The sequence below is a fragment of the Apilactobacillus sp. genome (assembly GCF_025290035.1).
Classification (GTDB): Bacteria; Bacillota; Bacilli; order Lactobacillales; family Lactobacillaceae; genus Apilactobacillus.
The window spans coordinates 1-13642 of sequence record NZ_JAMBKT010000021.1 but is presented as its reverse complement, the minus strand read 5'-3'; the positions used below and the strand labels follow the sequence as shown (position 1 = coordinate 13642).

Below are 13642 nucleotides of genomic sequence, written 5' to 3'. Positions count from 1 at the left end.
TTTAAATCTTCAATATCGATGACTCCATCAGCATTAACTGGTAAGTATGTGACCTTGTATCCTTGACCTTCTAAATATTCAAGTGGTTTCAATACTGCTTCATGTTCAATTGCGGTTGTAATAATATGATTTCCTAGTGATTTACGAGCTTCTGCAGTTTGTATAATTGCTGTATTATCGCTTTCACTACCACCACTAGTAAATATTATTTCGTCTGGCTTAGCGTTTATGCTTTTAGCAATAATGTCTCTACTATCTTCCAATACGGTATGAGCTTTTCTACCAATTCCGTAAAGTGTGGAAGCATTCCCATAAACATTTTGCATCTTATCATACATATCATCTAAGACGTTTTTATCGATGGGGGTTGTAGCGGCATTATCCAAGTAAACTTCTCTCAAATATACCTAAACCCTTTCTATTTTTGATTTGCAAATAAATCTAATAACATTTTAGCTGAACGTTTTCCAGCTTCTAAAATAAATTCATCAAAGCTCTTATCAGCATCCCCATTAGCGTTGTCTGACATAGCTCTTACAACAACGTATGGAATGTTAAATTGATTGGCAACTTGTCCAACGGCAGCTCCTTCCATTTCACATGAAAGTGCATCTGGGAAGTTCTTTAATATGCCATCAATAACAGCTTGATCAGCAACGAATTGATCACCAGTAACAATTAATCCTGATTTTACGTTTAATCCGACTTCTTTAGAAGCTTCAGTAATTTCTTTTGACCATTTTTCAGAAGCTTTAAATCTAGCTGGTTGACCAGGAAGTTGACCATATTCATATCCAGCAGCAGTAGCATCAACATCATGGTAAGCAGTTTCAGTGGATACAACAACATCCCCAACGTTTAAACCTTCTCCAATTCCACCAGCTGAACCTGAGTTGATAACGATATCAACATCAAAACTAGTAATTAATTGCGCTGTGGTTAAACCGGCTTCTACTTTACCAATCCCAGATCTAACTAAAACTACTTCTTGTCCAGAAATAGTTCCTTCATAAAAGGTCATTTCTTTAATATTAACTTCATTTTTATTTTCCAATGATTCTAGCAATGTTTTGATTTCTTCATCCATTGCACATAAAATTCCAAATTTCATTTTATTTTCTCCTATGGGTTAACGTAAATTAAAATTAAATATACTGCGATTATAAGTAATATCAAAAAGGCTATCGTCCAGTTTAGTCTTCTGGATAATCGCTTGATTTTATCGTCATCACTCAATGTATTATTTCTAGAAACTTCTTCTCGACTAATAACATCATCGTCAGATTGACTTCGGCTGATAAAATCATCATCTAAATGTTTTTTCTTTTTATTACTTTGATACTCTTTTCTAGTTATCATTAAGGACTAACTCCTTTAACAATTAACGACCAATTTGATCGTGTAATTTCCAATAATAAATTGCAGTAATTGTCTTAGCATCTTCAATCTTACCGTTTTCAATCATTTCCAATGCTTCATCTAGAGAATATTCTTTGATATTTAAATATTCTCCTTGATCGCGTGGTAATTCATCCTCAACTGGTTTTAAATCAAACGCTAAATATAATTCCATATATTCATCACAAAAGCCGACACTAGAATAAAATCCAGTAATTCTTTTGATTGTTTTTGCTTCTAATCTAGTTTCTTCGTTTAACTCTCTTTTGACTGTATCTAAGGATGAACTATCTCTGTCATCTACTTTTCCAGCAGGAATTTCAATTGTTTCTTTTGCAATAGGTGCTCGCCATTGGGTTTCCAATAACATTTTATTATTCTTAGTTAAAACAAGAATACCAACTGCATTAGAATGATGGACAACATCCCTAGTAGAAGTTTCTCCATTTGGCAATTCAACGGTTTGCTTTTCAACATTAATGATTGCCCCATTGTATTTAGGTTCAACTCCTAGTACTTTCTCTTCAAGATTCATATTATCAACCCTTTATGATTTATATATTCATTCTATATATTTTAAAAGATTTTTTCAATTATTCTCTAGTCAATCACACGAATTTTTACTGCTTGAAGACCTTTCATCCCTTGAGCAATTTGATATTCAACCTTTTGACCGATTTCAATTTCATTTCTGGTTTTATTTTCAACCGCAGATGCATGGAAAAATACTTTATTCTTGTCTTCACCTTTTAAAAAGCCAAAATCATGCTCTGGATTAAAATTATTAACTTTACCTTTTATCATTATTTTCTCCTTAAAATAAAAAACTGGGAAAATCCCAGTTTTTTATTGTTTATTCTTCAAAACCTTCAGTCGCAGTTTCTGGGAAGTTATCACGTACAATCTTAGCACAACGTGCACAGAATTGTGGATAATCTGAATCTGAACCAACATCAGTACTAATTAAACGACAACGTTCACAAACGACACCTTCAGCATGTTTAACTACAATGGAAAGGCCATCATTAAAGTTTTGTGCTTCGCTTGGGGCGCTACTTGCATCATTAATTGATAATTCAGATACCATTAAGATTTGAGCAACATCAGTATCTAATGATTCTAACTTAGCCTTAACGTTGTCATCAACATATAATTCTAGGTTAGCTTCTGAAGCTTTACCAATTAATTTGTTGTTTCTGGCTTCTTCCAATGCCTTCAATACATCGTCTCTTAGTTCCATGAAGTTATGCCATTTTTCAGCAATTTCATCTGCTTCAGGTAAATCTCCTGGTTCTGGCATTTCTGAAAGTTGAACAAATTCTTCTTCTTCAGATAAGAATGGCCAGATTTCTTCAGCTGTATGAGGCAATACTGGAGTCATTAACTTAGTTAATGCAACAGCTGCTTGATATAAGACTGTTTGCATTGATCTTCTTTCGATACTATCTTCAGCATAGATGTATAGAATATCTTTTGCGAAATCTAGGTAGAAAGCTGATAGATCAGCGTTGATAAATGAAAGTAGTCGACGATTTAAGCTTAGGAAATCGTAGTTATCATAATCAGTCTTAATATCCTTGATGAATTGATTTAATCTAACCATCATGTATTTATCGGCTGATTTCATATCATCAAATGCAACACTGTTAGTTTTTGGATCGAAGTCTGAAGTATTAGCTAGCAAGTATCTCATTGTATTTCTAATCTTCTTGTATGAGTCTGAAATTTTTACAAAGTTTTCCATTGATACTCTAACATCAGCTGAAGTATCTACAGAAGTAACCCATAGACGAACGATTTCAGCACCCATTTGTTTAATAACTTCATCAGGAGCAATTGTATTTCCAAGTGATTTACTCATCTTGTGGCCTTCACCATCAAGTGTGAATCCTTGTGATAATAGTTGCTTGTATGGAGCCTTACCGCTAAATGCAACACTAGTAATTAAACTTGAGTTGAACCAACCACGGTATTGGTCTGAACCTTCTAGATATAAGTCTGCTGGGTAAGTTAAGTAATCACGTTCGGCACAAACACCTTGATGTGATGAACCTGAATCAAACCAAACATCCATAATATCATGTTCTTTAGTGAATTGACAGTTTGGTGAATGTTCACTAGTGAACCCTTCAGGAAGTAAATCCTTAGCTTCTTTTTCAAACCAAATATCTGAACCGTGTTTTGCAAATAGTTCTGCAACATGATCAGTAGTTTCTTTAGTAATGATTGGAGTACCATCTTCTGCATAGAAAATTGGTAGTGGAACTCCCCAAACACGTTGTCTAGAGATTACCCAATCACCACGGTCTTTAATCATGTTGTAAAGACGTTTCTTACCCCATTCAGGTTTGAATTTAACATCTTCAATGGCATTTAAAATGTCATCTCTAATCTTATCAACTGAAGCGAACCATTGGTCAGTAGCGCGGTAAATTACGGGCTTTTTAGTTCTCCAGTCAAATGGATAACTATGAGTAATTGGTTGATACTTCAATAGTAAGTTCTTTTCTTTTAACTTGTTTAATGAAATTTCATTAGCATCATCGTAGAAAACGCCTTCGAAATCTGGACCTGCTTCTTTAGTTAGGTATCCTTGTGCGTCAACGTCAACAAAGATGTCTAATCCGTATGACTTACCAACGTAGTAGTCATCTTCCCCGAAACCAGGAGCGGTATGAACTAAACCAGTACCAGTATCGATTGTTACGAAATCACCTAGCATAGTTAGTAGTTGTCTATCCATAAATGGATGTTGTGCTAACACACCTTCTAGTTCTTGACCTTTTACAGTCTTAACGATTTCGTAATCTTCCCAACCGAATAATTCAGCATCTTTATCAACTAATTCAGCAGCAAGTACGAATTGACGATCGTCATTAGATGGTTTTACAACTGCGTAGTCAAAACCAGCATCAATAGTAATACCCATAGATGCAGGAATTGTCCATGGTGTAGTAGTCCAAACAACCATGTAAGTGTTGTCTTCATCTAATACACCTTTACCATCAACAACTTTTTCAGCATAGAATGCTGATGGTGATTCGATATCATGGTATTCAACTTCTGCTTCTGCAAGTGCTGATTCAGATGACCATGACCAAATAACTGGTTTCTTACCACGATAAATTAAACCTTTTTCAGCCATCTTACCGAAAACTCTAATTTCAGCAGCTTCGAATTCAGGTTTTAATGTAAGATATGGATTGTCCCATTCACCAGTAACTCCAAGACGTTTGAATCCTTCTCTTTGACGGTCAACTTGTTTTAATGCATATTCATGACATAATTTTCTGAATTCATTAGTATCCATCTTTTTACGATCGTAACCAGCTTGAGTTAGCTTTTGTTCGATTGGTAGACCGTGAGTATCCCAACCAGGAACGTAAGGTGCTCTAAATCCATTCATTGACTTGTATCTAACGATAAAGTCTTTTGAAATTTTATTTAAAGCATGTCCCATATGAATGTCACCATTGGCATATGGAGGGCCATCATGTAATACAAATGAAGGTTTACCTTCATTTAATTTTTGTCTTAATTGATATACATTGTTATCTTCCCATGCTTTTTGTCTTTCTACTTCTTTAACTGGTAAATTACCACGCATCTTAAACTTGGTCTTACCTAAATTTAAAGTATCTTTAACTCGCATCAAAATCACTCCTTTTCTAATAAAAAAAGACCTCATCACAAGGGACGAAGTCTTTCGCGGTACCACCCAATTTAGAATGTAAAAAACATTCTATCTTAATTAACTAATTCATGAGATAAACTGAGTTGATCTGCAATAAATGATTTACAACTGATCTCTCACCAACCATCAGCTCGCTTAATTGTTTCAATTTATTGCTTTCTGTTCTCAATCTCGTTATTTAATTTTTTTAAAAGAACCATCAGGATAAATCTTTACGGTTGCATCCTTAGGCATCTCTTTACTATCAGATTTTACTACTGTGTCTTTAAAAGTGTCAAGGTTATTAATTTGTTTGCTAACCTTTTCTTGATTAGCATCAACCCCAGAGATGATTTTATCCCATTCAGGACTTGATACCATTTCCATTTGACTCTTTAATAAAGTTTGTAGTTTTTCTCTAAATGATTCTGTAGTCTTTCTTAAATCATCATTAGCTACTAATAGTGCTTTAGATTGGCTTGAGATGTTTTCAACGATTTCCTTAGCCTTAACACTAGCATCGTTTAGAATTTCATCTGCTTGCTTTCTTGATTGTTCAGTTACATCGTTTGCTTCGTTTTGAGCATCGATTTTAACTTGATCAGCAGCGTTTTGTGCAATGATAATTGATTGGTTCAATGAATCTTTCATACCGTTAAAGTATTTTAATTCTTCTTCTGTTTCTTTCAAACGATTCTTCATTTCAATGTTTTCTGAAAGAGTTAGTTGGTAATCCTTAATAATACGATCTAAGAATTCATTGACCTCGTCAATATTGTAACCTCTCATTTTTACAGAAAATTCTTTGTTGTGAATATCTTGTGGGCTAAGTACCATCAGTATCTCTCCTCCAACCTATTTTTTTAGAACAGAAATTACTGCTCTATATTTACCTTTTTTGGTTTCTCCATCTTGTCTCTTCAACTTTAGTCTACCATATCTTCGAACAGAAACAACATCATGTGTTGTAATTTCATAATCAGGTCGCATGTTGACGGCCCAATTAAGATGTACTTTTTGGTGGCTAACTAATTCCTTAGCATCGTTTCTAGAGATATTAAATCCTTCAGAAATTAGGGTATCCATTCTAAATGACGAAACTGTAGTTGATTCATCTTTCCAGTCATTTTCAGGAACAATAACTTCTTTCAGTGGAGTCTCAATTAAAGAAATCTTTGTTTTTCCAATTGCATTGATTTGCATTTTAATAAAATCAGCAATTTCTTCAGTACAGAAGAATTGCCAATGAGTTCCATCGGTCAATATATCGCCAATCGTGGTTCTCTCTATTCCTGCACCTAACACAGTTCCTAATATCTTACTATGTCTTAGTTTGGAAAATTTAACTGGATATCTGATTTCAAACAGTTGTAGTTTAAAATCATCATCCGTTGGAGTGAAATAATCGGGATAAATTAAACATCTCTTCATCTCTGCATTATCATATCCACCAAAACTTTTAATTTGCAAATCGGGTTGGCGATTAACCAAAGTTGTTAAAATATAAACCTGTCTTGGGTTTAAAAACTTTGTAAGAACTGGTCGATACTGATTTATAGACTCATCTATTAAATCAGCGCAGGAATCAATAAATGGCACTTCTTCTTTTCTAAAATGCTGTTCAATATTCTTATCCATTTTTATCTCAATCTATCGTTCATTTCTTTTCTAATGTCTCCGTCAACTGAGTAATTGTGTGGGGTGAAAAGAAATACTAATTCAGAAATTCTTTCGATATTTCCATCAATTGTGAATATAACACCATTTAAGAAGTCAATGATTCTACGAGTAGCTTCATCACTAGCAGCATCAAAATTGATAATAACAGCGTTGTTATCGATTAATTTTTGAGCGATAGTCTTAACATCAGCATATATTTTTGGCTCAAAAACAGTTATCTTACTGCTTTCGTGTCCCCTATTTTTGCCAATAGATACGACTTTATCACTAGTTTCAACTTGTGGTTCATTATCATAGTATTCTTCATCTTGATCATAATCTGTACCGAAAAACTTACTAATACTAAATTTAGCTGACATTTCATTTCATTCCCTTCAAAGAAATTTACAAAAAATTATTTGCGACGGAATTTGAAGAATGGTGGTAAATCATCATCATTTGAGCTATCGTCTGCTTGGTTTTCACTAGCATTGTTAGCATCAAAAGGATCAAATTCTTTCTTTTGAACATTTTCAAATCTTGCATCAGTAGTTTCTGATGATTCTGATTGTTCATTGTTAGTTCTTACATTGTTACTTGTTTCGTCTTCTTTATGACGTCTTGGAGTAGCAACACGTCCAGCGTTATCAGCACTTCTAGTACCTCTATTAACTTGACCGTTAAGTAATTCTTCTGGACTTGTTTCAATTCCAGTAGCGATTACTGTTACCTTAATTGCATCTCCTAGTTCTTCGTCAATTGAAGTACCAAAAATGATATTTACGTCACTAGTTGCAGCTTGAGCAACGATATCTGAAGCATCTTGTGCTTCAAATAGTGACATGTCTGGACCACCAGTAATGTTTAATAACACTTGTTTTGCACCATCAATTGATACTTCAAGTAGTGGTGATGAAATAGCTTTCTTAGTAGCTTCAGCAGTTCTGTTTTCACCAGTTGCAGTACCAACACCCATTAATGCAGAACCTGTGTTTTGCATAACAGTCTTAACATCAGCGAAATCCAAGTTAACGTAACCAGGACTAGTAATTAAGTCTGAGATACCTTGAACACCTTGTCTTAACACGTTATCAGCTTCTTGGAAAGCTTCCATCATTGGAGTCTTCTTATCTACCATTTCTAATAAACGGTTGTTAGCGATAACAATTAATGTATCAACGTTTTCTTTAAGTGCTGAAACACCTTCAGCAGCATACTTAGATCTTCTTGGTCCTTCAAAAGTAAACGGTCTAGTTACAACCCCAACAGTTAAAGCACCTGATTGCTTAGCAATCTTAGCTACGATAGGAGCAGCACCGTTACCAGTACCCCCACCCATTCCGGCAGTTACGAAAACCATGTCTGCACCTTCAAGTGCTTGAGCGATAGCTTCTTCACTTTCTTCAGCAGCTTTAGTACCAACTTCTGGATCAGAACCGGCACCTAAACCACGAGTTAGCTTAGGTCCTAATTGAATTTTAGTTTCAGCTTTTGAAGTGTTTAGTGCTTGTACATCTGTATTAGCTACGATGAATTCAACACCCTTAACGTCTTCAGCAATCATACGGTTAACGGCATTACTACCACCGCCACCTACACCGATAACTTTAATTTTTGCGCCTTGACTTTGTGTAGAATCTAATGAAAATTCCATTTTAACTTCCTCCGTGTATTCCTGTTTTTTTATTCGAAAAAGTCCTTGTAGAAGCGGCTAAACATACCTTTAGTATTTTTAGCAACTTTAGAAACAGACTTTTTATCTTTACGAGGTTTTTCTGTGATTTCAGGTTCGTAATTAACATCTTCTGTAATCATATCATTACTATAATTATTTCCAATGAAATCATCATCATTTGGTTGTGCAGTCACAACGCTCTTACCTTCAAGTGAAGATCTAACTAATACTTGAATTTCACTCATGTTTGCTCGATAAGTAACTAGCGATAATGCTAATGAGAATGATGGGTGTCTCAATCCCATTTGGTCTGGAATATATACTCTAACGTTAGTATCCAATCGATCTGCAGCTAAGTCTGATATTCCTGGTAATGCCGCAACACCACCGGTTAAGACTACCCCTCCAGGTAAACTTAATGCTGATATACTACTTAAGCTTTTATCCATTCTATTGAAGATTTGGTCTAATCTAGCTTGAATAATTTCAGCTAAGTATTTTTCAGAAATTCTAACTGGTTGGCTTTGACCAACCACTTCGATAGGAAATTCGTTATTTTCTGAAGCATCGATTTCATCTGCATATCCATAATCACGTTTGATTTTTTCAGCACTTTCAAGTGAAGTGTTTAAAACAACTGAAATATCTTTAGTGATGTATTCTCCACCTTCACTATCAACAGTTGTAAATTTCAATTGGTGATCATGGATAACTGATGCTGTGGTTTGGCCACCACCAAGATCGATTAAAACTGTTCCAAAATCTTGTTCGCCATCATCTAGAATTGTCATTCCTTGTGCTAATGACATATTAATTACGGCTGCGGGATTTAGACCAGCTCTTTGCACTGCTTTTTTAACATTATGAATGATTGTCTTAGGTCCAGTAATAATACGTCCCTTCATTTCAAGACGTACCCCTACCATTCCGCGAGGATCCTTGATGCCATCAAATCCATCTACGACAAATTCATCAGCTAAAGTATCCACAATTTCTCTTTCAGGTGGTAAATTCTTAATCATCGCAGATACAGTCACATTTCTTACATCTTCATCAGATATTTCTCTGGATTGATCTGAGATTGCAACCATCCCACTACATGGTTCAATTTTTAATTGATTTGCTGGAATCCCAACGATTACATCATTAATTTGAATACCAGCTTTTTCTTCTGCCTGGTTTACAGCTTTTCTTATTGATTCAGAAGCCTTGTCAATGTCAACGATGATGCCACGGCTAATTCCTTCTGAACGTTCGTTTCCTAAACCTAAAACGTTCATTTGGCCTTTAACTTTTTCAGCAACAATCACTTTAATTGACGTGGTTCCTATATCCAATCCAACATACATTTCTGAATTCATAATCTAGGGGAACCTCCAATTAAGAATAATTATTCTTAGATACTCTTATTTCTATTTAAGTTAGTTATATTTTAATTTTAACACAAGAATCTCTAACTCTAAAGCACCATTATTGGTTTCTTTTAGTGTTTGATTTTTTTGTTTCTTTATTCACTTTAAGAGTTGTTTTTGTTGTGCTTTTTTTAGTTTCATTTTTTTGGTCGGAAATTGGGTATGAATAAGCTCCTACTTCCAAATTGATAATACTTTTGGTTTTCAATTGAGTGGCAATCGATCTATAGAAGCCCATTTTTTTGTTGAAATCACTCATTAAAATAATGATTCTATTTCCATCACGCATGTAAACATGCAATTCGTCAGCATAGACCTTTGTTGGTGAAAACGAAATTACCCTAACGTTATCTCTAATATCTTTAGGCAATTTCAAATACTTTTGAATCATTTTACGTAACTTTGCACGGTCATTAAACTTTACAATGTAAGGCATTTTATCATCTTTAGGGTCCTTAACAGCTATGTTCGTAACATTGCCGTTTTCTAAAATCAGATATTGATTTTTCCCTTTTGTTTCATACCCAATTTCTCGATAAGGTGTCACTTTAATGGTTAAATTATTAAATCCACTAAAATGAAAGTCGATACTCTTAATTCGGTGATCTTTCTTAGCGACGTTTTCGTTAATTTTCTTTTTATGACCAAAGACTTTAAATATACTATCTCCAGAATTAATATTTAAATCATTTTTGATTTCATTAACTGGCACATAGCCATTTCCTGAAATCTTAATTTGATTAATTTTGCTTATTGGAGACACTAAATAAATTAAAATCCCCAGCACGATCACAATCGGTAAAATAATATATGTTGATGAGTTTAATTTATTTTTGATTTTTTGCTTGTTTAATTCAACAAAATCATCTGATATTCTCGACTCTTTATTGGAGAGCTTCGAAGGCATTTTTAATTTCATTTCACCCACTCCAATTAGTGACAAATAGATTTAGCTAAATCTAGTAACCTTGTGGCAGCATCTCGACATCCCATGTTTCTGGCGTTTTCAGCCATCTTCAATCGTTTGTATCGATCATTCATAATAAAATCTGCATTTTCGACTAATGTCTTTTCAGTTAAATCATCTTCTGTAATGATGACAGCAGCATCGTTTTTAACTAAACTTAACGCATTTTTAGTTTGATGATCAGCAGTAACGTAAGGACTTGGAATTAATACAGATGGGATTCCTAGCGCTGTTATTTCAGCTAAACTAGTTGCCCCTGCCCTTCCAACGATTGCGTCTACTTTTGGCAAGACATTTGGCATATCTGCAATGTAGTCTAAAACCGCAACGTTGTCATTAATAGTTTGTCCTTTTAATTGTTCCATTACGTCATCGTATCTCTTAGGACCAGTTACGAACACCACTTGGTAATCCTTTCGATTAAATAAGTGAATACTTTCTGCAGTTACACGATTGATTTTTAAAGCTCCTTGGCTCCCACCAAAAATTAATAAGGTTGGGACATCATCTTTTAGACCATATTTAGTCCATGAAAAATCTGATTTTAAGTTGGCTACTTGTTGTGCTCTCGGATTTCCAGTGTAAACTGTCTTATCTTTAGGAAATTGACTAATTGCATCCTCAAATCCAACTGCAATCTTATCAACATGCTTACTTAAAAAGCGGTTGGTTAAACCAACGACGCTGTTTTGCTCGTGAATCATGGTTGGAATCTTCATTTGAGCAGCAGCATAAACAACTGCTCCTGATACATATCCACCAGTTCCGATAACAATATCTGGTTTAAATTGTTTTATTAATTTTTTTGCTTTGTGCAAACTCTTCATAAATAAAGCTACTGTCTTTACGTTATATAAAGATAGTGAGCGTTTAAAACCTTGAATTTCTAATTCTTCAAAATCAATGTTATGTTTTGGAACAATATCCTTTTCTAACCCTCTGGTAGAACCAACATATAAAACTTCAGAATCTGGATCTACACGTCTTAATTCTTCAATTAAAGCTAGAGCTGGATAAATATGTCCACCAGTTCCTCCGCCGGAAATCATCAGTCTCATTTTGTTACTTCCTTTCTACCAGTTTTTTGTTCAACAAATTTAATAAATTCGTCTCCTCTTTGTTCAAAGGTATCGTATTGATCCCAACTTGCATTCGCAGGTGATAGAAGAATTACATCCCCCTCATCACTCATTGACCAACCTTCGTTAACTGCTTGTTCTAAGTTATCAACGACTTTAATATTCTTTACACCTGCATTGGTAGCAGTTTGAGATAGCAATTGCTTTGTTTCACCAAATAAAACAATTGCTTTTACATGATTTTTAAAGTCTGATTCTAATTTTTCAAACGTGTATCCACGGTCCAATCCACCAGCGATTAAGACCACATTGTCTTTAAAACTTCTTAAAGCAACTTGAGTCGCTTCAATATCAGTTGCTTTCGAATCGTTATAAAAATCTCGATCCATGTATGAAAGGACATATTGAACACGATGTCTGACCCCGCCAAAACTACCTAATGCCTTTTTAATTGCATCATTGGACTTATTCATTATTTTTGCAACCGCGATTGCTGCTAAAGCGTTTTGCACATTTTGTTGTCCTGGCACTTTAATATCCTTAACATCCATAACTTTTTCATCTTTGAAGAAGATTTGGTTATCTAACACATATGCACCTTCTTTAGATACAGCATCATAAGAAAATGGTACCACTTTAGCCTTACTTCTCTTGCTTAACTCAACCCATTCCGGATTATCAAAGTTAACAACAAAGTAATCATCTTCAGTTTGGTTTTCAGTAATACGCATTTTGGCGTTAACGTAGTTTTCTCTAGTTTTGTGGTAATCTAAGTGGTTTGAGAAAACATTATTTAAAACTGCGATATGGGGGTGCAATGCAGTAATTCCTTGCAACATGAAACTTGATAATTCTAGAACAATATCATCTTCCTCATTTGCATTAGGAGTCACTGTACTAGCTGTAACTCCAATATTTCCGGCCACATATGAATATCCATTTTTGCGATCAATATTCAAAATATCGTTAATCATTGTAGAGACAGTTGTCTTTCCATTACTTCCGGTAACACCGATTATAGAAGCATCACTTACTTCAGTTGCTATCTCAACTTCAACAGTAACTGGAATTCCTTGATTCATTGCTGCTTGAATCAATTCGTTATCATAAAAAATACCTGGGTTTTTAACTATTAAATCAAAATCTTGTTGATCTAATAATTCAGCGGATTGTTTTGCTTCAATGACGTTTACATCAATATTTGATAAATCATTTTTAACATTTTCAGCTAGTGGATTAGCATCATTAAGCCATACTTCGGCCCCTAACTGTTTTAAAAGTTTAGCAACGTTAATTCCACTTTTCCCAGCACCGACAACTAATATTTTTTTATTTTTATAATTATCAATATTTTTCATAATTTTTGCTCCCAAAATAAATATTACATAATAATAGCTAACACACCTGTAATTGCTAGTAGTGCACCTGAAACCCAAAATACAATATCAATTTTCCATTCAGACCAACCCAACATTTCAAAATGATGATGAATTGGTGACATCTTGAAAATTCTTTTTCCAGTTAATTTAAATGATGCAACTTGAATAATTACGCTTAATGTTTCCATTACAAACATGAATCCAATCCAAATCAATGATAATTCATGATGAACTAAAATTGACACAGCAGCTAGTGATCCACCTAAAGCAAGTGAGCCCATATCTCCCATGAAAATTTTAGCTGGTTTGTGGTTGTAAATCATAAATGCACACAGTGCTCCAACCACTGCGAAACAGAAAATAGCTACATCCATTTGACGTTGATGAATTGCAACGATGG

At 34.4% G+C, this 13642-nt stretch carries 15 protein-coding genes; all 15 read right to left on the bottom strand.

Translation table 11 applies throughout. The annotated features are described in order from the left end of the window. A partial coding sequence (locus tag M3005_RS05130) for an aminotransferase class V-fold PLP-dependent enzyme (RefSeq protein ID WP_293794304.1) occupies positions 1-401 on the bottom strand: 401 nt, incomplete at its 3' end. Positions 402-418: 17 nt separating this feature from the next. After that, positions 419-1111: a 5'-methylthioadenosine/adenosylhomocysteine nucleosidase gene (locus tag M3005_RS05125; RefSeq protein ID WP_293794302.1), complete on the bottom strand. Its 693-nt coding sequence runs from the start codon at positions 1109-1111 to the stop codon at positions 419-421. 11 nt (positions 1112-1122) lie between these two features. Next, on the bottom strand, positions 1123-1359 hold the full coding sequence (locus M3005_RS05120; protein WP_293794301.1) for a hypothetical protein: 237 nt from the start codon (positions 1357-1359) through the stop codon (positions 1123-1125). 22 nt (positions 1360-1381) lie between these two features. Beyond that, positions 1382-1933 carry an NUDIX domain-containing protein gene (locus tag M3005_RS05115; protein WP_293794300.1) on the bottom strand — a complete coding sequence of 184 codons (552 nt, stop codon included), beginning with the start codon at positions 1931-1933 and terminating at the stop codon, positions 1382-1384. A 65-nt stretch (positions 1934-1998) separates the two neighbouring features. Next, positions 1999-2202 (bottom strand): cold-shock protein, encoded by a 204-nt coding sequence (locus tag M3005_RS05110; RefSeq protein WP_293794298.1) that lies wholly within the window; start codon positions 2200-2202, stop codon positions 1999-2001. A gap of 49 nt (positions 2203-2251) precedes the next feature. Next, positions 2252-5050 carry an isoleucine--tRNA ligase gene (ileS, locus tag M3005_RS05105; RefSeq protein ID WP_293794297.1) on the bottom strand — a complete coding sequence of 933 codons (2799 nt, stop codon included), beginning with the start codon at positions 5048-5050 and terminating at the stop codon, positions 2252-2254. A gap of 216 nt (positions 5051-5266) precedes the next feature. After that, complete coding sequence (locus tag M3005_RS05100; RefSeq protein WP_293794296.1) at positions 5267-5908, bottom strand: DivIVA domain-containing protein; 642 nt, start codon at positions 5906-5908, stop codon at positions 5267-5269. An 18-nt stretch (positions 5909-5926) separates the two neighbouring features. After that, complete coding sequence (locus M3005_RS05095; protein WP_293794294.1) at positions 5927-6709, bottom strand: YlmH family RNA-binding protein; 783 nt, start codon at positions 6707-6709, stop codon at positions 5927-5929. A 2-nt stretch (positions 6710-6711) separates the two neighbouring features. Continuing rightward, positions 6712-7110: a cell division protein SepF gene (locus M3005_RS05090; protein WP_293794292.1), complete on the bottom strand. Its 399-nt coding sequence runs from the start codon at positions 7108-7110 to the stop codon at positions 6712-6714. 35 nt (positions 7111-7145) lie between these two features. Beyond that, the gene (ftsZ, locus tag M3005_RS05085) at positions 7146-8384 is read right to left on the bottom strand and encodes a cell division protein FtsZ (RefSeq protein ID WP_293794291.1); all 1239 of its coding nucleotides are present in this window, start codon (positions 8382-8384) and stop codon (positions 7146-7148) included. 29 nt (positions 8385-8413) lie between these two features. Continuing rightward, positions 8414-9769, bottom strand: coding sequence for a cell division protein FtsA (ftsA, locus tag M3005_RS05080; RefSeq protein WP_293794305.1), 1356 nt, complete (start codon positions 9767-9769; stop codon positions 8414-8416). A gap of 106 nt (positions 9770-9875) precedes the next feature. Continuing rightward, positions 9876-10736, bottom strand: coding sequence for a cell division protein FtsQ/DivIB (locus M3005_RS05075; RefSeq protein WP_293794289.1), 861 nt, complete (start codon positions 10734-10736; stop codon positions 9876-9878). Between the two features lie 14 nt (positions 10737-10750). Next, positions 10751-11842 carry an undecaprenyldiphospho-muramoylpentapeptide beta-N-acetylglucosaminyltransferase gene (gene murG, locus M3005_RS05070; protein ID WP_293794288.1) on the bottom strand — a complete coding sequence of 364 codons (1092 nt, stop codon included), beginning with the start codon at positions 11840-11842 and terminating at the stop codon, positions 10751-10753. Next, positions 11839-13221 (bottom strand): UDP-N-acetylmuramoyl-L-alanine--D-glutamate ligase, encoded by a 1383-nt coding sequence (gene murD / locus M3005_RS05065; RefSeq protein ID WP_293794287.1) that lies wholly within the window; start codon positions 13219-13221, stop codon positions 11839-11841. The genes murG and murD overlap by 4 nt, the downstream gene beginning before the upstream one ends. A gap of 23 nt (positions 13222-13244) precedes the next feature. Then, positions 13245-13642, bottom strand: a 398-nt coding sequence (locus tag M3005_RS05060; RefSeq protein ID WP_463670947.1) for an MraY family glycosyltransferase, incomplete at its 5' end; no start/stop codon positions are given.